Raw genomic sequence first — 21,633 nt, forward strand, 5'->3', positions numbered from 1 at the left:
TGTTCAGGAAGGGGAGGGACATTATGTCTAAATTACCAAAGAAAAATGAGCTGGGTTTCTTTGAGATTCGTCTTGAATCAATCGGGGGTCTTGGAGCAAATTTAGCTGGAAAAATGTTAGCCGAAGCCGGAGTACTGGGTCTGGGTTTAAATGGATCCAACTTTTCATCATATGGCTCTGAAAAGAAAGGATCACCTGTTAAAAGTTTTATCCGTTATTGTGATCCAGATGTTGAAATAAGGGATCACAGTCCAATCGAGCAGCCACATATTGTTGCTGTATTTCATGAAGCGCTATATAGAACAGTTGATGTTGTAAGCGGATTAAATGCTGATGGAATTGCGCTTGTTAATACGGCCAGAGAGGCCGATGAAGTGAGGAAAGATCTAAAGTTAGAATATGGCACACTTGCAATTGTTGATGCTCTATCGATTGCCGTTGAAGAAAAAACAAAAGTAAACACGGCCATGCTTGGTGCTTTATATCGAATCTGTGATTTCCTAGACCCTGATTCCATGAGAACGGTTATTAAGAAAACATTTGAAAAAAAATACCCGCATTTAGTTGAACCAAATATTCGTACGTTTGACCGCGGCTATAGCGAAGTTCAATTTAAAACCTATGAAGTGCCAGAAGGTGCAGAAGGAAAAAGTTTTTCACGGCCGCTTCCGCAATTAGGGTATCTGACCCAGGGGATTGGCGGAGTTATGACCACTCAAGGGAACAGCATTTTAAAAGATTTAAGTGGTTCACGACAAGGATTTCTTCCGCAGTTTGAAAAGGATAAGTGTATCCACTGTGCTGCTTGTGATAATGTCTGTCCTGACTATTGCTTCGTTTGGGAAGCTGGTGAAGATAAAAAAGGCAGAAAGCAAATGTTCCTAAAAGGGATTGATTATCAATACTGTAAGGGCTGTTTAAAATGTGTGGAAGCATGTCCAACTGACGCACTTTTTGAGCTTCGTGAAATGATTGGTTATGCAGAAGCAAACACCGTAAAACAGAACTTTCCGTATCTAGCAGGGGGGATTTCATAATGGCAATTTTAGAAGATAAGTTAAAAAGTCAGGGGATCTGTGAACAACTTTCAACTTTTGAATCCGGAAATGAAATGGCTGCAATGGCAGCTGCTCAAATTAATTATCATATTATGGGCTATTTCCCTATTACACCTTCAACAGAGGTGGCACAATTTTTGGATCAAATGAAAGCCCGCGGCGAACATGATATAAAGCTGATACCTGCTGATGGTGAACATGGTTCTGCAGGAATTTGCTATGGTGCTTCAACAACAGGTGCTAGAGTATTCAATGCGACAAGTGCAAATGGTCTTCTTTATATGATAGAACAGCTGCCAGTTCAATCTGGTACCAGATTCCCTATGGTAATGAATCTCGTAACGCGTGCGGTCAGCGGGCCGCTTGATATTAGAGGCGATCACTCTGATCTTTACTTTGCTTTAAATACCGGCTGGGTTATCCTGACAGCTAGTACGCCGCAGGCTGTTTATGATATGAATATTATGGCTTTAAAAATTGCGGAACATTCCAAGGTACGTCTGCCGGTTATTGTTGCCTATGATGGATTTTTCACTTCACATCAAAAGAGAAGAGTAGAGTATTTCAAGGACCGCAGTGTAGTTCAGAAATTTGTTGGTGAATGTCCAGAAGACTATAATTTTGCAAGAGACCCCAAGAAGCCGGTTACAATAGGTGCCCATATGAATGGTGACGACCTAATCAATAACAATTTCCAACAATCAGAAGCAATCTACGCTGCTGGTGAAGTATATAAAGAAGTTGCAGCTGAATACGCCCGTATTTCCGGCCGGGAATATTCAATACTTGATTTATATAAAATGGAAGACGCAGATGTAGCACTATTCTTATTAAATTCTGCCGGGGAATCAGCAAAGGATGTTGTGGACCAATTACGTGCAAAAGGAATTAAGGCTGGTGTAATCAGTCCTAATATCATCCGTCCATTCCCAGCCAAGGAAATCCGTGAAGCACTTAAAAATGTGAAGGCTTTATTGGTTGGTGAACGTGCAGATTCATATGGTGCAAATGGACCTAATTTAACCCATGAAGTGAAATCTGCCCTTCAAGAAGATCGGGAAAATCATACCATCGTATTAAGCAGAGTTTTCGGTTTAGGAGGTAAGGATTTCTACGCTTCCGATGCACATAAATTCTTTGATATGGCGATTGAGGCAAAAGAGAAAGGATATGCTGAAAAGCCATTTGATTATTATGGCCATGTACCAGGCTGCCCGGAACAAGTTCTTAAGCCGGTGATCACACCGCAGCATGGCGATGTATACAAATCAGGTCTAATTGATGTGAAAATGGATGAGGAAACCAATAAACTTAAAGTCAAAATTCCGCCGCAGAGGGCATTAACTGGAAAGCCTAAGCGTATTGCATCTGGACACGGAGCATGTCCGGGCTGTGGAATTTTTGCCGGCTTAGAGCTTTTCTTTAAAGGGATTGAAGGTGATATCGTCACGTTGTTCCAAACAGGTTGTGCTTATGTAACGACAACTTCATATCCACATAGCTCTCATAAACAAACGATGATTCATAACCTTTTCCAAAATGGCGCAGCTACATTATCAGGAACACTTGAAGCATTTCTTGAATTAAAACGCCGTGGTGAAATAGAGGTTTCTGATGATGTGACGTTTGTCATGATTACTGGTGATGGCGGTATGGACATTGGCATGGGTTCAGCTATTGGTACGGCACTTCGGGGGCATAAGCTTATTATGCTGGAATATGATAATGAAGGGTATATGAATACAGGATCCCAAATGTCTTATTCAACTCCTATAGGCCATATGACGAGTACTTCGGGTGTTGGTAAGGTCCAAAAGGGTAAAGGGTTCCATCATAAAGACACAGCGCAGATTATGGCGGCAGCCAATATACCTTATGTATTTACAGGGGCAGAGGCTTTCCCGCAAGACTTAATTAAGAAAGGTGCAAAAGCTCAATGGTATGCACAGAACGTTGGTACGGTCTACGGGAAAATCCTTATTACCTGTCCGCTTAACTGGAAATCCGAAGACCGTTTTGGGACAACAATATTGGAGCAAGCTGTAAATTCTTGTTTCTTCCCGCTGTATGAGGTCGAACAAGGAGTTACCAGCATTACCTATAACCCAGAAGATAAAAACAAACGCGTGGCTATTTCAGAATGGCTTAAATACATGGGTAAAACAAAACATCTTCTAAAAGAAGAAAACAAATCAATCTTAGAAGAATTTGAAGCTGAAGTTGAAAAAAGATGGCAGCGTCTGAAAGCAAAACACGAGAATCCGTTTCTGTAAAGGGAAAAAGGTAAAGCAGGAGTTGTGTGCTTTACCTTTTTAAATTTTCCCAATGTAATAAATTTGTCAAGTAAAAAGGGATTTATATTAAAATGTAGAATAATACAATATATGATTTTACCTAATTTTGAGTTTCATGGGGCGGGTGAGTGTGTGGCAGAAGAAAAACTGAGTGAGGCTTTGCCTAGTGAACAAAAATTTCGGAGAATATTTGAAGATTCAATGGACGGGTTAATTTTATGGAATGATATGTATCAAATAGTTGATATCAATTATTCAGGTGAAAGAATCTTTGGACTTGCGAAAGATAGATTGTTAGGGAAGTCTCTAATAGATTTATTTAATACTGTAGAAGAAAAGAAACAGGAAATTATGAACCATATTGAACAAGCAATGCAAATTGGAAAAAAGTGTTCATCGATAGTGATTGAAATGATTGATGGGACAGTAAAACATTTTGATTACTCAACTAAGCCGAAAATAATTGATGGACTGAATCTAACCGTTATAATTGATGTTACGGAAAAAGCTAAAATGCAGGAACAGTTGAGGAAGTCTGATCGATTAAGTATTGTTGGTGAGCTCGCTGCTGGCATTGCCCATGAAATAAGGAATCCAATGACGGCATTGAAGGGGTTTATTCAACTGCTAAAGCCTAGTATTAAAGCAGAACATACTATGTATTACGATGTAATTACTTCGGAGCTGGCAAGAATTGATTCAATCATTAATGAATTCTTAGTCCTTGCAAAGCCTAAGGAAATAAGATTTCAAGAGAATGATGTCTGTCAAATCATGAAGGAAACAGTTGATTTACTGAGTGCCCAAGCGGTACTTTACAACGTTCAATTACATCCAGAATATGAATCTGAGTTACCATTGGTTTATTGTGAACCTAATCAACTGAAAAAAGTTTTTATTAATCTAATAAAAAACGCAATAGAAGTCATGCCTGGCGGGGGAAGAATTACCATAACGATAAAAAAAGAGAAACAAAATGTACAAATATCGATTCATGATGAAGGTACCGGGATTCCGAAGGATCAATTAAATAAACTAGGAGAACCCTTTTACACTACAAAAGAAAAAGGTACAGGATTAGGTTTAATGGTAAGTTACCAAATTATTGAAGAGCATAATGGGGAAATTCAAGTTGAAAGTGAAGATGGGAAAGGGACCTTATTTAAAATAACATTGCCATTAAATCAAATGGAAATAAATTAGAAAAACCACTGCCTATATCGGGAAGTGGTTTTCTTTGATTAATACAATTCAGGCCTTCTATCTTCAAATATTGGAATTTGTTTACGAATATCTTTCACAAGATCTAACTCAATTTCTGCAGACAGTACTTCCTCATTCACTCCCGCTTCTGCTATTACATCTCCCCAAGGGTCAATAATCATTGAATGACCAGCAAACTCATTGTTCGGATCCTTGCCTGAGCGGTTACATGCAATGACGAAACATTGGTTTTCAATTGCTCTGGCTATTAATAACGACCTCCAATGTGATAAACGGGGAGCAGGCCATTCTGCAACCACGAAAAGAGCTTCGGCTCCTTTAGATGTATGTGCTCGAATCCACTCGGGAAAACGAATATCATAGCAGATTACACCCCCAAAAGTGCGGTTTTCCAATTCAAATAATCCTTTGTCTTCTCCCGCCTCGAGGTAAAGATGTTCGTCCATTAATTTAAAAAGATGCAGTTTGCTGTAAGAATGGACAAGTTGACCTTTATTGTTGATGATTAGCAGGGTATTCTTTACTCCTTCTTCAACTCGATTTGCAACAGAGCCGCCTACGAAGTGAACCTGATATTTTTTTGCAGCCTTTATAAAAAAATCTATGGTTTCTCCTGCGTCCTTATCTGCGATGACATCAAGACGTGTCAAATCATATCCAGTTGTCCATAACTCTGGAAATACAATGAGATCAGGTTTATCTTTCATTGCTTTTTCAATTAAACTTTCTGCTTTTTGATAGTTTTCAGTTGGATTACCAAAGGCGATGTCCATCTGTAAACAAGCTATCTTTAATTTCATCAATTTTCACCTCATTTGAATTTTTTAGAATTTTATCTTTACAAGCTGTATTAAAAGTTATATCATTTGTGACTAGAATTCAACAACAAAATGAAATAATTAAAGCAGGTGACAAAATGAAACAATTTCCAACATCTCAAGTATTAAATAATCTTCCGAAGCAGTTTTTTGCTTCTTTAGTTAAAAAAGTAGGGGAATACATTGAAGCTGGTTATGATGTCATTAATTTAGGGCAAGGGAATCCTGACCAGGCAACCCCGCAGCATATTGTAAAAAAAATGCAGGAAGCGGCGGCTGACCCTGTGAACCATAAATATTCTCCTTTTCAAGGTCATCGATACTTAAAACAGGCAGCAGCCGACTTTTATCAAAGAGAATATGGTGTTTCCATTAATCCAGATAATGAAGTGGCTGTCTTGTTTGGCGGTAAGGCTGGTTTGGTCGAAATTCCACAATGCCTTTTAAATCCTGGTGATACTATGCTGGTCCCAGACCCAGGTTATCCTGATTACTTATCTGGGGTAGCGCTGGCAAAGGCAGAAATGGTCACGATGACGCTTAGTGAAACCAATCATTTTTTGCCTAATTATAGCGAATTACCATCTGAAGCAATTGAGAAGGCAAAATTAATGTTCCTTAATTATCCTAACAACCCAACAGGGGCAACTGCGACGAAGGAATTCTTTGAGGAAACGGTCCGCATTGCCAACCAGCATGATATTTGTGTTGTACATGATTTTGCTTATGGAGCAATCGGGTTTGATGGCGAAAAGCCATTGAGCTTTTTACAAATTGACGGGGCAAAAGAAGTTGGCATAGAAATATATACGCTCTCAAAAACCTATAACATGGCAGGCTGGCGCGTCGGCTTCGCAGTTGGAAACAGCAGTGTGATTTCAGCGATAGAACTTATTCAAGATCATCTTTACTGCAGTATTTTTGGCGGTATTCAGGAAGCAGCAAGAGAAGCCTTAACAGGACCGCAGGATTGTGTTGCAGACTTAAACAATCTTTATGAGAAGAGAAGAAATGTTTTGATTGATGGACTTCGTTCCATGGGCTGGGATGTTACGGCACCAAAAGGATCGTTTTTTGCCTGGCTTAAAGTTCCTGCGGGACTGACTTCTACAGAATTCGCTGACATCCTGCTTGAACAAGCTCATATTGCTGTTGCTCCTGGAATTGCATTTGGTGAACAAGGTGAAGGTTATGTTCGGGTTGGTTTGCTCACAAGTGAGGAACGTTTAGGAGAAGCAGTTAGAAGAATAAGTGAGTTGGAAATTTTCAAAAAATAGATTGACAAAAAATATGATTCTTGGGATAATGCAAAATATAGTTTATCAACATGATAAAAGTAAATAATACGATCGTTTTCTTATCAAGAGCAGGCGGAGGGAAAAGCCCTATGAAGCCCGGCAACCGACTTACCAATATGGTTAAGCACGGTGCTAAATCTTGCAGCATTAAAGGCTGAAAGATGAGAAGATGTTAGTTTGCGATGCTAACCTCTTCTTTTGGAAGAGGTTTTTTATGTTTTACGAAGAAAGGAAGATTAATTTGTCAGAATTAATTGCAACATACCTTGTCCATGGTGAAAGAAACCTCGAGAAAAAAGCAGAGGAAATTGCTTTAGGATTAACTGTAGGTTCATGGACGAACTTACCTGAACTAGAACAGAGTCAATTACGTAAGCATAAAGGCAGAGTGGTTTCGACTGAAGGTTTACAAGAGGATCAGGCACTCATACATATTGCCTATCCAACGATCAACTTTTCAAATGATATTCCTGCCATTCTAACAACTGTTTTCGGAAAACTTTCATTAGATGGAAAAATAAAATTATTGGATTTACAGTTTGAGGATATCTTGAAAAGCAAATTTCCTGGACCTAGATTTGGGATTGAAGGATTAAGGGAAAAGCTTGAGGTTTATAACCGTCCATTATTGATGAGTATTTTTAAAGGGGTACTTGGTAAGGATATAAATTTCCTCACAGAACAACTAAAACAGCAGGCTCTTGGTGGTGTTGATTTCGTAAAGGATGATGAAATCCTTTTTGAAAATGAGCTGACTCCATTTGAACAAAGAATAATTGAGGGCAAAAAGGTGTTACAGGAAGCATATGAGTTAACTGGACATCGCACATTGTATGCTGTCAATCTGACTGGAAGAACTTCACAGTTGAAAGACAAAGCTAGGAAGGCAAAAGAGCTTGGGGCAGACATGTTACTGTTTAATGTTTTTGCCTATGGATTAGACGTTCTGCAGGAATTGCGTGAAGATGACCAGATCTCCCTGCCATTAATGGCTCATCCTGCTGTAAGCGGGGCATTAACCTCATCTTCTCATTTTGGTCTCTCCCATTCCTTGTTATTAGGCAAACTGTTGAGACTTGCTGGTGCGGACTTGTCATTATTTCCATCACCATACGGAACAGTGGCATTAGAGAAATCAGCTGCTATTTCTATTGCAGAAGAACTAACCAAATCCGACACGATAAAGCGGTCGTTTCCTGTCCCTTCAGCAGGCATACATCCTGGGTTAGTGCCATTATTAATCCGTGATTTCGGTATTGAATCTGTTATTAACGCAGGAGGCGGCGTTCACGGTCATCCTAATGGAGCGCGCGGCGGCGGTCTTGCATTTAGGCAGGCGATCAGTGTAAATCTAGAAGGGCAAACCTTAGCCGAAGGAAGCAAGCAATATCCAGAGCTAAAGAGCGCATTGCAGTTATGGGGAAATGCTGAGGTGTCAGTTTAAATGAAGCCTGTCATCTACTGCGATTTTGATGGAACAATCACCGAAAGTGACAACATCATTGCGATAATGAAAAAATTTGCACCGCCTAACTGGGAGCAAATCAAAGACCAAATACTATCACAAGAGATTTCTATTAGTGAAGGTGTAGGTAAATTATTCGCTGAATTGCCAAGCAGTCAAAAAGAAGAAATTACAACATTCGCCATTGAAAACGCCAAGATTCGTGATGGGTTTTCTGAATTTGTTGAGTTTGCTAAGTCTGAAAATATTCCTTTATATATTGTCAGCGGCGGGATTGATTTCTTTGTTTATCCAATTCTTGAAAAATACGGTCCGTTTGAAGGGATATATTGTAACCACAGTGATTTTTCAGCGGAAAACATAAAAATACTATGGCCGTATACCTGTGATTCATTATGTAAGAATGAATGCGGATGCTGCAAACCTAGTATTATTCGGAAGATTAATCAAGATGAAGATTTCTTTACAATCGTGATTGGTGATTCTGTAACTGATCTTGAGGCGGCTAAACAAGCAGATTTTGTATTGGCACGAGATTTACTAGAGAATAAATGTACCGAATGGGGGCTAAATCATAAAGGATTTACTACCTTTTATGATTGTATAGACGAAATTAAAAATCAGATTGAGGTGAAGAGGACATCATGTTAAGGGAAAAATGGATCGAGTTAGCAGATATAAAGGATGAACTGGCTGAGCGCGATTGGTTTATGGGAACAAGCGGCAACCTTGCTATTAAGGTAAGCGATAATCCTCTGCAATTTCTGGTGACTGCAAGTGGTAAGGATAAACGCAAACGTACGGAAGAGGACTTCCTGTTAGTAGACGAATTTGGGCATGCTGTGGAAGAAACTCACCTAAAGCCTTCAGCAGAAACACTGCTTCACGTTGAAATATATCGTAAAACTAAAGCTGGCTGCAGTCTCCATGTTCATACAATTGATAATAACGTAATCTCAGAGGTTTACGGGAGCCAGGGGGAAGTAACGTTCAAGGGGCAGGAGCTGATTAAGGCTTTTGATAAGTGGGAAGAGGACGCCGTGTTGACAATTCCCATTATCAAAAACTTCGCTCACATTCCTACGCTGGCACATGCCTTTTCTGAGCATATTAAGGAAGATTGTGGTGCTGTGTTGATTCGAAATCATGGAATCACCGTTTGGGGCAGAAATGCATTCGAGGCCAAAAAAATCCTCGAGGCATCTGAGTTTTTATTTAAATATCAATTACGCTTACTAGAACATAAACCATACCAGCTGTTTAAAGTGGTATAAATTAATAGGGAGAGGGAGATTTAATCATGGCATATATTACATTTCAAAACAGAGAAGAGCAAATTCTAAACCAAGAAGAAGTAGCAAGCTTTTTAGCTTCCCAAGAGGTAATCTATGAAAATTGGGATATTACAAAGCTTCCTGAAACACTTGTTGAAAAGTATCTATTAAGTGATGAAGAGAAGAATGAAATACTCAATGTCTTTTCTACAGAGATTTCAGACATTTCTGCGAGAAGAGGATACAAGGCACAGGATATTATTTCTTTGTCTGATAACACTCCAAATCTTGATACTCTGTTAACAAACTTTAAGAACGAACATCACCATACTGATGATGAAGTTCGCTTTATTGTAAGCGGCCACGGAGTTTTTGTTATTCAAGGAAAAGACGGAGAATTTTTCGAAGTTCACCTAAATCCAGGAGATTTAATTTCTGTTCCAGAAAACACAAGACATTATTTTACATTAGAAGAAGATCGTAAAGTAGTCGCGATTAGAATTTTTGTTACCACAGAGGGCTGGGTGCCGATTTACGAGAAAGAGGAAATTCATCAATAATTAATTAAAACTGGCTGCTTGACAGCTGGTTTTTTTATTTTTTTTATAAAATTTAGTAAATATTTTTACTAAATCATCACCAAAAGCGAATAAGAATTGTCGCAAAATCTAATAAAACAAGCATGGATTTTGTCGAAATATGGGGTAAAATGCTTGTTTTGTCTACTTTTGCGAAAGTGTTTACTTTTGTTTGAAATCTTGTCATAATTCATCAAGTAATCAATTTTTTTAGCGATTTAGTGCAAAAGAGTAGGAGTAGGTGGAGAAATTGTACATGTCAGGTAATAACCCTTCTGAGATGCTTAAGGAAATAAAAAGTAAACGTGCATTAATGATAAATTGTGCGAATACAAAAGGATTTACTAGTGAAGAAACGATTAGATACAGTCAGGAGCTTGATGTTTTGATAAATGAGTATCAAAAAGCTTCTCAGCAATTATCAATTCCAAATGAAGAAATTAAGCTTGCTTTTAATCAAATGATAATGATCTGGCCAAAGGTATGCGTTTAGAAAACTTGTCCAGCAAAATTCTTAGAAAATATCAATAATGAGAACCATCACTAAAAGTCCGGTAATAAAAGCATAGGTAGAGACCCGTTCATTCCCATCGCCATGACTTTCTGGAATCAGCTCTTTATAAATAATAAACAACATCGCACCAGATGCAAATGAAAGGCCATATGGGACAAGCCCTTGAACAAATGAAGTTAAATAATATCCTATGAAAGATGTAACAATCTCAATTGCACCTGTTAGAGTTGCTAGTAAGAAGGCCTTAAATTTGCTGGTTTTTTGGTTAACTAAAAAGAGAGCAACAAGAAGGCCTTCTGGCGCATTCTGAAATCCAATTGCCAGTGCTATTAAATTCCCCGTATCTTCTGTTTGTGATGCATAGCTGACCCCGACGGACAAGCCTTCCGGAATATTATGCAGCGTAATAGCTGCGATAATCAACAATGCTTTTTCATCAAAATGAATACCATATTGATTATGCTCTAAGTCAATATGCGGTATCTTTTTTTCTAGGGTTGTTAATGCCCATACCCCCAAGAATACTCCAATTGAAAGTGAGACAAAACTACCCAATTTTAATGCCTCAGGGATTAGCCCTATCGTCGAGGCAGCCATCATGATCCCGGCACTAAAAGCTAATAAAATATCCATCCAACGGTGCGTAAATGATTGTTTAATAAAAAGAATGATTAGAGCTCCTGCACCTGTTGATAAAGCAGAAAGTACGCTTCCCACAAACACTTCCATCATTCTAAGCCTCAACCTCTCATCTGTATGAATATCGTAATTTAAATTATCTACATTATTAGACAGAAACTGTGATTTTTATCATTGTTTTATTCTGAATATTTCTTATAGTTAAATTATCACGATCTCACTCACATCATGACAACTCACCTAATCTTATACTTCTAGAATTTACCTCAAACCTATAATTTATCAATATTCAAAAAAGAAATCTATCATTGTTTGGTAATATGCTAATGTTACGAGTCATATATCGTAATATGGCATTTTTTATAACCAAGTAAAGAAGCGCTTTCAAAACAAACATAGCCAATATGGGGGAGGGAATGTCCTACATGCACATTGTCGTATGTGTCAAACAAGTACCTGATACAAAAATCATAAAGATTAATCCAAAAACCAATACGCTCGACCGCCGCAGCGCACCTGCCATTTTAAATCCTTACGATGCCCATGCTGTACAAGAGGCAGTAAGCATTAAGGAAAAAAATGGAGGTACAATCTCAGTTTTGTCGATGGGGCCGCCGCAAGCAACAGCCGTGATTAAAAAAAGTATTGAAATTGGTGCTGATCGCGGATACTTGATTACGGATCGTGCTTTTGCAGGTGCCGACACACTAGCAACGAGTTATGCCCTTTCAAAAGCATTAGAAAAAATCAATAAAGAACTCCCTGTTGATATGGTCATCTGCGGAAAGCATGCAATTGATGGGGATACCGGCCAGGTAGGACCTGGTATTGCCAGGAGGATGGATATTCCGCCTGTAACGAATGTTATTGAAGTGTCAGAAGTTAATTTAAAGGAAAAATCAGTCTTAATCAAAAGGAAATTATCGAGCGGCTATGAACTAATTCAGGCTGAACTGCCATGCTTGTTAACAGTAGAAAAAGAAATTAACCATATCGAGTACTCACCAATGCCAAATATGATAAAAGCGGCTAGATATGAACCAGTTATCTGGACAGTCAATGATTTTGAAAATGTGGATCGTTCCCAGCTGGGTCTTAAAGGATCACCAACCATCGTTGGGAAAATGTTTACACCACCACGTCCTGAAGGCGGGAAAAAGATTGAAGGTTCTGTAGATGAACAGGTTAAACAACTCATGGAAATCTTGATGGAGAAAAAAGAGGTATTCACATTACAGTCATCTAAACAATAAAGATTATTCTTTTTGACGTGGGAGGGGTTTGCATGAATTTTGATGATTACCGTGGTGTCTGGATATTTATTGAGCAAAATGACGGTAAAATTGAGGGAGTTTCTTTAGAACTCCTGGGAGCAGGACGAAAACTTGCAGATAAATTACAAGTTCCACTAGCAGGTTTTTTACTCGGCAGTGAGGTGAAACCATTAGCAAAGCAGGTTATTGCTTATGGTGCAGATGAGGTTTATATGGTAGACCATCCAGTGCTAAAGCAATATCGGACAGAATCCTATATGCAGGGAGTTATGCTCTTAGTTGAAAAATACAAACCAGAGATTATTTTATACGGAGCAACACCAAATGGTAAAGATTTGGCCAGTGCTGTTGCAACAGATTTAGTCACAGGTTTAACAGCTGATACAACGATGCTCGACGTGGATGTAGACAGCCGTCTGCTTGAAGCCAGCCGTCCAGCATTTGGCGGTAATATTATGGCTACCATCCTTTGTAAAAAACATCGTCCTCAAATGGCAACAGTTAGACCGAAAGTAATGAAGGCACTTGAGCCGGATGTTAGCAGACTAGGAAAGATTATCGAAGATACCATCGATCTTAAAGAAGAAAATATGAGGACAAAAGTGCTGCAAATTGTGAATGACGTAACAAAAAAAGCAAATCTGGCTGATGCTCATGTGATTGTCTGCGGGGGAAAAGGAATGGGTGATGTGCAAAATTTCCAAATTCTCTATGAGCTTGCAGATACAATTGGAGCAACCGTTGGAGGTACACGTGATGTAGTCGAAGCGGGCTGGCTGCCACATGAGCTTCAAATTGGTCAAACAGGCGAGACAGTCACACCAAAAGTTTATTTCGCAATTGCATTATCTGGGGCCATTCAGCATGTTGTCGGTATGAAAAATTCCGATTTAATCATCGCCATTAATAAAGACCCGAACGCACCGATTTTTGATGTTGCAACATATGGAATTGTAGGAGACGCATTGGAAATTGTACCGAAACTTATCGAGCAGTTTAAACAGCTGCGTAATGAACAGGGCGGTGAAATTAGCTATGCCAGAAAAATTTGATGTTATTGTGGTTGGAGCGGGTCCTGCCGGGACTTCATGCGCACTTGTATGTGCCCAAAAAGGCTTAAATGTATTACTTATTGAAAGAGGAGAATATCCTGGAAGTAAAAACGTAATGGGCGGTGTTCTTTATCGGAAGCAAATGGAAGAGCTGATCCCAGAGTTTTGGAAAGAGGCACCGCTTGAGAGGCCAGTTATTGAGCAGCGTTTCTGGATGATGGATAAGGAATCTGTCGTTCAATTCGGATACAAAGGTCTTGAATGGGGGGTTGAACCGTATAATAACTTTACTGTATTAAGAGCTCAATTTGACCAATGGTTTGCAAAAAAAGCCGTAGAAGCCGGTGCTCTATTAATCAATGAAACTGTAGTAACAGAATGTATTGTAGAAAATGGCAAGGTTGTTGGTGTTCGGACAGACCGGCCAAATGGCGAAGTATATGCAGATGTTGTTGTCCTGGCCGATGGGGTAAACTCACTACTTTCTAAGCAATTAGGCTTCCATAAAGAATTCCGTCCTGATGAAGTGGCCTTAACGGTAATGGAAGTGATTAATTTACCTAAAGAAAAAATTAATGACCGTTTTAACTTAGAAGATAATCAGGGCTGCACGATTGAAATCTTTGGAGATTCAACAAAAGGAAATCTTGGAACAGCTTTTCTTTATACCAATAAAGATAGTTTGAATATCGGCGTTGGTACAACTCTTTCTAGTATGATTAAATCAAAAATGAAGCCATATGAGCTGCTTGACTATTTAAAAACACATCCTATGGTCAAACCTATGCTTCAAGGAGGCGAATCACAAGAGTACCTTGCGCATCTTATACCTGAAGGTGGATACCGCTCTGTACCAAAGGTAGCTGGTAATGGTGTTGTGGTAGTAGGGGATGCTGCACAGCTTGTTAATGCAATCCATCGTGAAGGTTCGAACATGGCGATGCACTCCGGTTTACTCGCCGCTGAAACAGTTATTGAGGCTAAGTACCGTGGAGACTATTCGGAATCGAGTTTAAATCTTTACCGTCAGAAGCTATACGATAGTTTCATAATAAAAGATTTAGAGAAGTACAAAGATGCTACTCATACATTTGAGAATAACCCGCAATATTTTAAAGAATATGTTCCGATGATGAATAAAGCAATGAGCAAGTTCTTTACAGTAGATGGCACACCAAAGCGGGAAAAACAAAAAGAAATTATGAAGAGTGTTACAGCAGAAAGAGGAACGATGAAAGTTATACAGGATATTTATCGTGCATGGAAGGCGGTGAAATAATGTCAACTAAGAATATCGAAGAAAAACAGTATCTTCTTCGTTTTAAAGCTGATACAAAATCACATTTAACCGTAATGGACGATGATATTTGTGCAACAAAATGCCCTGATAAAATTTGCACTATTTTTTGTCCAGCTGAGGTCTACAAATGGGAAGGACTAAGAATGCAGGTTGGTTATGAGGGCTGTCACGAATGCGGCAGCTGCCGGATAGGCTGCCCGTACCAAAATATTAAATGGGAATATCCTAAGGGTGGACATGGAATTGTGTTTAGGCTGGCATAAAAGGGTACCAAGCTGCTAATTAATGTTTAAATAAAGGTTAAGAACTCGTCAATTTTGGCGAGTTCTAATTTTTTTATGAGCGCTGAATTAACTGCAGGTAGCGGTAGATACTTGCTTCTGATATTTTCAATGTGGATGAAACTTCTTGAACAGCACCCTTCATCTGGAAAACATTTCTGTCGTTTAATTCTTTGATAATGCTGATTTTCTTTTCTTTTGTTAATTGTAAATCAGGTTGAAATATATCGAAATCGACCACACTATAGATAATATCCTGAATATTATCAGGGAAATGCTCTACTAATTCATTGTTTTGAGTGTCAGAAACCATTTTTGAAATGGGTAATTTAATGTTGGCCAATTGGAGAATTTCTTGAGCAACTAATTTATGTCTAGTTGTATCAAAATTAAAACATAAGAGGCCTAAAAGCTCCCCTTTTGAATTCTTTATAAAATAGGTTGATGAAGAAATTTCTTTACCGTTTGCCATTTTTCCGACGTAATTAAATAAGTAATCACAGTTTTTATATTTTTTATCTTTGATCATTTTCCTGGCTAAGTCAGTTAATCCTGAATTCAATGTACGTCCACTTATCTCGCTGTTCGCAATGGCTCCAATATATGCTTCTTCCTCCGAGGTTAATACGTGTAATACAACTTCGTATTGGGAACCTAATACTTTCCCCAAAAATTCAACTAACGATTTATAATGACGTAACAATTCTTCATCCATTCATTTTCCCTCTCAATTAATAGAATTTTGATATGTAAATAACAATTTTCGCAGATTGTATATGTTAACAAAATTGTCAAAAATGATTGGTAGAGCTAATTGAAAACGGTTTCTTGCTGTGATAAATTGTTATCAAGATAATAATTTATCCTAATGATAAAAAATTATCATACCTAATAATAACTTATTTTTTGCTTTACATCAATATTAAGTAATCCATAAAGGAGGAAAGAATATTACTGGAAGCAGTTAAACGAACCTAACTATTATTTTAAATCTAGTAATGTATGAATCTAACAATTACCTTTAGGGAGGAATTTGATAATGGCTATTAAATATATTGCAGAACCATTTAGAATTAAATCAGTTGAACCAATTAAGATTTTATCTAGAGAAGAGAGAGAAAAAAGGATTCAGGAAGCGAAATATAATTTATTTGGAATTAGAGGGGAAGACGTTTATATCGATCTTCTAACTGACAGCGGAACTGGTGCAATGAGTGTTGAACAGTGGGCGGGAGTTATGAGAGGTGACGAAGCATATGCAGGTGCTTCAAGTTATTTTAAACTTCGTGATGCTGGTATAGACATCTTTGGTTATGAATACATACAGCCTGTACATCAAGGTCGTGCTGCAGAAAAGGTTTTGTTTCCGACATTCTTGAACGAGGGAAAATACGCCATTTCTAATATGTTCTTTGATACAACTCGTGCGCATGTTGAACTTGCTGGTGCAAGAGCAATTGATTGTGTAGTGGAAGAAGCAAAAGATCCATCCATTCGCAAACCTTTTAAAGGGAATATGGATGTTGAAAAAATGAAAAGAATTATCAATGAGTATGGTCCAGAAAATATTGGACTTGTTGTAATGACCATTACAAACAATTCAGCCGGCGGGCAGCCTGTTTCCATGCAAAATATGAGGGAAGTTTCTGAAATATGTAAACAGTACAATATTCCTCTAGATATTGACGCTGCTCGTTATGCTGAGAATGCATTCTTTATTAAACAAAGGGAAGAAGAATGTCAGAACATGTCCATCAAAGAAATAATCGCTAAAATGTTTAGTTATGGTGATATGTTCACGATGTCTGCAAAGAAAGACACAATTGTAAACATGGGTGGCTTAATCGGAGTTAAAGATGGTAATTCCCCGCTAATTCTAAAAATAAAAGCAAATTGTATTTCATATGAAGGTTTTTATACTTATGGCGGATTATCTGGACGCGACCTTGAAGCACTTGCGATTGGGTTATATGAAGGTATTGATGAATCATATTTAGCATATAGAATTGGTCAAAGTGAGTACATTGCAGCTCGTTTAGATGAAGCTGGAATCCAGTATCAGGCGCCTGTTGGAGGTCATGGAGTGTTTGTTGATGCCCAAAGTATGTTCCCACATATTCCATATAACGAATACCCAGGTCAAGTTTTAGCAATTGAACTGTACAAAGAAGCAGGAATTCGTACCTGTGATATTGGATCATATATGCTGGGAAATGACCCAGATACAAAAGAACAATTAAAAGCTGACTTTGAATTTACACGTCTGGCTATTCCGAGAAGAGTTTATACACAAGCCCATTTGGATGTCGTGGTAGATGCCTTAATTGCTATTAAAGAGAGAGCTCACGAAATCAAACGCGGTTATAAAATCTCGTGGGAGCCGCCAATTCTTCGTCACTTCCAAGCAAGTTTAGAACCAATTGCAGAAGTTGGTACAGAAAACACTGAAAAAGAAAATGAGCTGGTTTCTATTTGATTGATTAACTCCAATCTTAATTACTAAATTAAAGGCTGAGGCAGTGACTTTCTTATGGAGGAGTCACTGTCTTGCCCCGAAAAAAAGAAAAAACTGCTGTCCTACACTACTTCTTTAGCGGAGGAATGAATCATGAAAAAGCTTGAAACAACTGAAGCTCCAGGTGCAATTGGTCCTTATTCACAGGGCTTTGAAATTAATGGACTAGTATATACATCTGGACAAATACCAATTAATCCTGAAAACGGTCAAATTCCAGAAGGGATAAGTGCGCAGGCCGAACAGTCTTGTAAAAATGTTGGGGCCATTTTAAAAGCAGCTGGACTAAATTTCGAAAGCGTTTTTAAGACTACTTGTTTTCTAACAGATATGAATGATTTTACAGCATTTAACAAAGTTTATGCAGAGTACTTTGTATCAAAACCAGCACGCAGCTGTGTAGCGGTGAAGCAGCTTCCTCAAGGCGTATTGTGTGAAATTGAGGCTATAGCTCGAAAGTAATAAATATAAAATTGAAAAATATTTTGTCTCCTATTGAAAGAGGCTCAAAATGAAATAGCAGCCAAACTTCCCCTAGTCTTCAACCTTACGAGGGTGTCTATTTTTAGGAAACTCTTTCAGTTTGTCCCATCTTGTTCTCATTAATTTTCCAGATCAAAAATTTACTTTGAAAAATCTATATAATGATATGCATTTCTAATTGGAGAGTGAGAATTATGCAAGAAAACCAAGAATTGAAAAGAGGTCTTAAAAATAGGCATATCCAAATGATAGCTCTAGGCGGTGCAATCGGGACAGGATTGTTTTATGGATCCGCAGCAACAATCGGACTTGTGGGACCAGGAGTTATGTTATCATATGCCATTGGTGGATTTTTTATCTTCCTTGTAATGCGCTGTATGGGAGAAATGACAGTACATACACCTGTTTCTGGTGCTTTTAGTACATTTGCATACAAATATTGGGGGGACATGGCCGGTTTTATATCTGGCTGGAACTATTGGTTCTGTTATATAGCTGTCTCGATGGCAGAAATAACCGCTGTTGGTATTTATGTGAATTATTGGTTCCCTGATATTCCGCAGTGGGTATCTGGTTTCGTGATGTTCTTAATCATTACTGGAATAAACTTAATCGGAGTAAAAGCATTTGGAGAGATTGAATTTTGGGGAGCTATTATTAAAGTTTTAGCAGTTATCGTGATGATTCTTTTTGGCTTGGCAATTATCTTCTTTGGTTTTGGAAATGGCGGAGAAGCGATTGGGTTTGAGAATTTATATAAACATGGCGGATTTTTACCAAAAGGGTTTACTGGTTTAATCCTGTCCTTAGTGGTTGTAACCTTTGCATTTGGCGGTGTTGAACTAATTGGGATTACTGCCGGTGAAGCAGAGAACCCCGAAAAAACGATTCCGAAAGCGATTAATCAGGTTCTTTATCGAATTCTCATTTTCTATGTAGGATCTATGCTTGTACTAGTAACATTATTCCCTTGGGATAAAGTGGGGTTAACGGGAAGTCCATTCGTTCTCATTTTTGATCAGTTAGGCATTCCAGCTGCTGCATCTATACTCAATATCATTGTACTTACGGCAACATTTTCTGCATATAATAGCTGCTTGTATAGTAATGCACGAATGCTATATGGTCTTGCTGAGCAAGGTAATGCACCTAAATTCTTAAAGAAAATTGGCAAAACAGGTGTTCCAACCTATTGTGTTTTATTATCTTCTGGTGTCGTTGGGGTATCTGTTATTTTAAACGCATTCCTGCCAGGACAAGTTTTTGGTATTGTTATGTCGATTGCGATTCTTGCAATAATCATCAACTGGGTTATGATTTTAATAACGCATAACAAGTTTAGAAAAATAATTGGTAAAGAGGAAGCTGCAAAGTTAAAGTTTAAAATGCCTTTTTATCCTATTTCTAATTATGTTACCATGGGCTACCTAATAATGCTGGTTGTATTAATGGCCTTCCTGCCAAGTTATCGATTATCTCTTTATCTGGCTCCGGTTTGGTTAGGGATATTATTCATCGCATATAAAGTTAAGAATCGCGGCAAAGTGGAGGATCCTTCGCAATATCTAAAGAAGGCTAACTAAGAATTATTTAAGAGGAAGCACCAAAACCATGGTGTTTCCTTTTATTATAGATACAGATTTTTCCTATATGTAGATTTTTTCACAAGTGAAGGTAAAAAGAAGGTGAAGCTCAAAAAGGGGATATTTTTTTGTGGCTTAGCTTATTTTTTCTTGTAGGTTGAAAGTGGAGAGTTGATCTCGTTTACTTGTCGCAGTCAATGTGCAGGCAAGTTCGTGTGCATGATCCATAGATTCCATAATTGGTGAACAGTAAAAAGGTTTCTTCCAATTAAAATCACCATCAACATTAGACGGATAGATACTTACTTTCCAATGAAAATAAATTCTTGACAGCGGGAGCTGCTCTCCTTCTACTGCTATGAGCCAATGTGAAGGAGCATCAAAGTCGTATGATTCGTATTCCTTTAATGCCACCAGGTCATTGCAGCCAATAGGTATCAAAGCTTTTTGATAAAAGTCATGGTAATTAGGGGTTTTCATGATTTAGCCCTCCCTTTTATGTTCTAACTATATTATATGATAGATAATAAGATTTTTTGAGGGTAAATGTTAAAATTTTTTGAAAATTATAAAGTGTGTAAGATGAAAAATAAGGAGGCTTAGCCCTCCTTATTTTTCTTGATTCCATTCTTGGACCATTTGATCACTTGGAAGGAGGAAAGCCAATAATCCAATCAAAGGCAAAAATCCGATTGAAGAAACCATGGCTGACATACTAAATAAATCTGCTAAATATCCAAGTCCTACTGAACCAATAGCCCCCATACCAAATGCGAGCCCAACTGTTAACCCTGACATAGTACCAATTTTTCCAGGTACAAGCTCTTGTGCAAAAACCACTGTAACTGAAAAATTGGTCATTAAAATAAATCCAGTAAGTGTTAGAAAGATAAAGGCTAGATAATGGGGTACAAAAGGAATAAGAATAGAAAATGGTATAGTCAATAACATCGAAACAGATATTAAATTTTTCTTTCCGAATCGGTCAGCCAGCGGGCCGCCAAAAAAAGTACCAAAGGCACCTGCAATTAAAAAGGCAAAAAGAAAGAGTTGTGATTTCTTAATCGAAAGGGAATATTCTTCAATAGCAAAGAAGGCGTAAAAATTAGTCATCCCCGATATATACCATGAACGTGCAAATATTAGTAAAAGAATTAATATTAGTGATTGTTTAACCTTTTTTGAAAGCCCAGTATTTTTTTCTGCCGTTGAATTTTTCTTTTTTATTAAGGGCAGGGTTTCAACTAAACTATTTTTATACCAATTAGCAATGTAAATTAATAACAATACGGCTAAGGCTGCAACGATTGTAAACCATGATGCACCTTTTTGCCCAAGTGGAACAAGGATAATCGCCGTAATGAGTGGAGCCAACGCCTGCCCGGTATTACCGCCAACTTGATAAATCGATTGGGCAAGCCCTCTTCTTCTTCCTGCAGCCATATAAGCTACTCTAGAGCCTTCTGGATGAAAGACTGCAGACCCAAAGCCAATGAAAATAACAGACAAAACTATTAATCCAAATGAAGGGGCGAACGCTAAACCAAGAACACCGCAAAGTGTTAAAGTAAGTCCTATTGGCAAAGCGAAGGGCATTGGCTTTTTATCTGTCACGACCCCAACTACTGGCTGCAATACGGAGGATACCATGTTCAAGGAAAAGGCTATAATTCCGAGCTGAGTAAACGATAAACCCATCGATTTTTCTAGTATTGGGAACATAGCGGGAACTACCGCTTGTATCGCGTCATTGAGTAAATGACAAAGACTAATGATAAAAAGAATATTGAACATGGTGGTATCTGACGTTTTAGGTGTACTTCGTGTTACTGCTGCTGGTTGACTCATATTTCACCTCGTTTAGTTTACTATTAATCTTTTCATAACCTTATCTTACATAATTTATCTAAAATTGAAAAATAGATTGTTTCTAAGTTCGAAATATTTAAATATAATGGAAGTAGACGTGTATCTTGAAAAATC

The 21,633-nt window shown here is 38.1% G+C and carries 21 protein-coding genes and 1 riboswitch; of the genes, 16 read left to right on the forward strand and 5 right to left on the reverse strand.

The genetic code is table 11. From position 1 onward, the window contains the following. Window positions 1-23: 23 nt before the first annotated feature. The 3 genes from SFC47_RS01690 to SFC47_RS01700 all read left to right on the forward strand — a co-directional run bounded on the left by SFC47_RS01690 (window position 24) and on the right by SFC47_RS01700 (window position 4,555). The gene (locus SFC47_RS01690) at window positions 24-1,037 is read left to right on the forward strand and encodes a 2-oxoacid:acceptor oxidoreductase family protein (protein ID WP_411252541.1); all 1,014 of its coding nucleotides are present in this window, start codon (window positions 24-26) and stop codon (window positions 1,035-1,037) included. Next, a complete protein-coding gene (locus SFC47_RS01695; RefSeq protein WP_411252542.1) occupies window positions 1,037-3,331 on the forward strand; it encodes a thiamine pyrophosphate-dependent enzyme in 2,295 nt (764 codons plus the stop codon). The genes SFC47_RS01690 and SFC47_RS01695 overlap by 1 nt, the downstream gene beginning before the upstream one ends. A gap of 111 nt (window positions 3,332-3,442) precedes the next feature. After that, window positions 3,443-4,555, forward strand: coding sequence for an ATP-binding protein (locus SFC47_RS01700; protein ID WP_411252543.1), 1,113 nt, complete (start codon window positions 3,443-3,445; stop codon window positions 4,553-4,555). A 38-nt stretch (window positions 4,556-4,593) separates the two neighbouring features. Here the strand turns inward: SFC47_RS01700 and SFC47_RS01705 are convergent, their stop codons facing one another. Continuing rightward, entirely contained in the window at window positions 4,594-5,376 is a 783-nt protein-coding gene (locus tag SFC47_RS01705; RefSeq protein ID WP_411252544.1) for a carbon-nitrogen family hydrolase, read from the reverse strand. 116 nt (window positions 5,377-5,492) lie between these two features. Here SFC47_RS01705 and SFC47_RS01710 point away from each other — a divergent pair, with 116 nt between their 5' ends. The 6 genes from SFC47_RS01710 (at window position 5,493) to SFC47_RS01735 (ending at window position 10,502) form a co-directional block, all read left to right on the forward strand. After that, on the forward strand, window positions 5,493-6,671 hold the full coding sequence (locus SFC47_RS01710; RefSeq protein WP_411253597.1) for a pyridoxal phosphate-dependent aminotransferase: 1,179 nt from the start codon (window positions 5,493-5,495) through the stop codon (window positions 6,669-6,671). Between the two features lie 77 nt (window positions 6,672-6,748). Further along, a riboswitch (SAM riboswitch) is annotated at window positions 6,749-6,860 on the forward strand. A gap of 73 nt (window positions 6,861-6,933) precedes the next feature. Beyond that, entirely contained in the window at window positions 6,934-8,136 is a 1,203-nt protein-coding gene (mtnW, locus tag SFC47_RS01715; protein WP_411253598.1) for a 2,3-diketo-5-methylthiopentyl-1-phosphate enolase, read from the forward strand. After that, window positions 8,137-8,808, forward strand: coding sequence for a 2-hydroxy-3-keto-5-methylthiopentenyl-1-phosphate phosphatase (locus SFC47_RS01720; RefSeq protein WP_411252545.1), 672 nt, complete (start codon window positions 8,137-8,139; stop codon window positions 8,806-8,808). Next, complete coding sequence (locus SFC47_RS01725) at window positions 8,802-9,431, forward strand: methylthioribulose 1-phosphate dehydratase (protein WP_411252546.1); 630 nt, start codon at window positions 8,802-8,804, stop codon at window positions 9,429-9,431. The genes SFC47_RS01720 and SFC47_RS01725 overlap by 7 nt, the downstream gene beginning before the upstream one ends. Window positions 9,432-9,457: 26 nt before the next feature. Next, on the forward strand, window positions 9,458-9,991 hold the full coding sequence (locus tag SFC47_RS01730; protein WP_411252547.1) for a 1,2-dihydroxy-3-keto-5-methylthiopentene dioxygenase: 534 nt from the start codon (window positions 9,458-9,460) through the stop codon (window positions 9,989-9,991). 274 nt (window positions 9,992-10,265) lie between these two features. Then, window positions 10,266-10,502, forward strand: coding sequence for an aspartyl-phosphate phosphatase Spo0E family protein (locus SFC47_RS01735; RefSeq protein ID WP_411252548.1), 237 nt, complete (start codon window positions 10,266-10,268; stop codon window positions 10,500-10,502). Between the two features lie 21 nt (window positions 10,503-10,523). Here the strand turns inward: SFC47_RS01735 and SFC47_RS01740 are convergent, their stop codons facing one another. Beyond that, window positions 10,524-11,255 (reverse strand): ZIP family metal transporter, encoded by a 732-nt coding sequence (locus tag SFC47_RS01740; RefSeq protein WP_411252549.1) that lies wholly within the window; start codon window positions 11,253-11,255, stop codon window positions 10,524-10,526. A gap of 332 nt (window positions 11,256-11,587) precedes the next feature. Between SFC47_RS01740 and SFC47_RS01745 the strand changes: the two genes are divergently transcribed. From SFC47_RS01745 to SFC47_RS01760, 4 genes are read left to right on the forward strand one after another with little or no spacing between them, the layout of a single operon-like run. After that, complete coding sequence (locus tag SFC47_RS01745) at window positions 11,588-12,415, forward strand: electron transfer flavoprotein subunit beta/FixA family protein (protein ID WP_411252550.1); 828 nt, start codon at window positions 11,588-11,590, stop codon at window positions 12,413-12,415. Window positions 12,416-12,447: 32 nt separating this feature from the next. Next, complete coding sequence (locus SFC47_RS01750; protein ID WP_411252551.1) at window positions 12,448-13,488, forward strand: electron transfer flavoprotein subunit alpha/FixB family protein; 1,041 nt, start codon at window positions 12,448-12,450, stop codon at window positions 13,486-13,488. Next, complete coding sequence (locus SFC47_RS01755) at window positions 13,472-14,767, forward strand: FAD-dependent oxidoreductase (protein WP_411252552.1); 1,296 nt, start codon at window positions 13,472-13,474, stop codon at window positions 14,765-14,767. The genes SFC47_RS01750 and SFC47_RS01755 overlap by 17 nt, the downstream gene beginning before the upstream one ends. Further along, the gene (locus SFC47_RS01760; RefSeq protein ID WP_075685099.1) at window positions 14,767-15,051 is read left to right on the forward strand and encodes a ferredoxin family protein; all 285 of its coding nucleotides are present in this window, start codon (window positions 14,767-14,769) and stop codon (window positions 15,049-15,051) included. The genes SFC47_RS01755 and SFC47_RS01760 overlap by 1 nt, the downstream gene beginning before the upstream one ends. Before the next feature lie 73 nt (window positions 15,052-15,124). On the opposite strand, the gene SFC47_RS01765 is transcribed toward SFC47_RS01760, so the two are convergent. Beyond that, a complete protein-coding gene (locus SFC47_RS01765) occupies window positions 15,125-15,784 on the reverse strand; it encodes a helix-turn-helix transcriptional regulator (protein WP_411252553.1) in 660 nt (219 codons plus the stop codon). 324 nt (window positions 15,785-16,108) lie between these two features. Between SFC47_RS01765 and SFC47_RS01770 the strand changes: the two genes are divergently transcribed. From SFC47_RS01770 to SFC47_RS01780, 3 genes are all read left to right on the forward strand, one after another. Further along, window positions 16,109-17,545 carry a tryptophanase gene (locus SFC47_RS01770; protein WP_411252554.1) on the forward strand — a complete coding sequence of 479 codons (1,437 nt, stop codon included), beginning with the start codon at window positions 16,109-16,111 and terminating at the stop codon, window positions 17,543-17,545. A 132-nt stretch (window positions 17,546-17,677) separates the two neighbouring features. Continuing rightward, complete coding sequence (locus SFC47_RS01775) at window positions 17,678-18,046, forward strand: RidA family protein (protein ID WP_411252555.1); 369 nt, start codon at window positions 17,678-17,680, stop codon at window positions 18,044-18,046. A gap of 215 nt (window positions 18,047-18,261) precedes the next feature. Further along, a complete protein-coding gene (locus SFC47_RS01780) occupies window positions 18,262-19,650 on the forward strand; it encodes an amino acid permease (RefSeq protein WP_411252556.1) in 1,389 nt (462 codons plus the stop codon). Between the two features lie 135 nt (window positions 19,651-19,785). On the opposite strand, the gene SFC47_RS01785 is transcribed toward SFC47_RS01780, so the two are convergent. Next, window positions 19,786-20,130, reverse strand: coding sequence for a hypothetical protein (locus tag SFC47_RS01785; protein ID WP_411252557.1), 345 nt, complete (start codon window positions 20,128-20,130; stop codon window positions 19,786-19,788). A gap of 129 nt (window positions 20,131-20,259) precedes the next feature. Then, window positions 20,260-21,498: an MFS transporter gene (locus SFC47_RS01790; protein ID WP_411252558.1), complete on the reverse strand. Its 1,239-nt coding sequence runs from the start codon at window positions 21,496-21,498 to the stop codon at window positions 20,260-20,262. Window positions 21,499-21,633 lie beyond the last annotated feature (135 nt).

Origin of the sequence: Neobacillus niacini (assembly GCF_046591715.1) — a bacterium.
In the GTDB taxonomy this organism is placed as follows: Bacteria; Bacillota; Bacilli; order Bacillales; family Cytobacillaceae; genus Neobacillus; species Neobacillus niacini_L.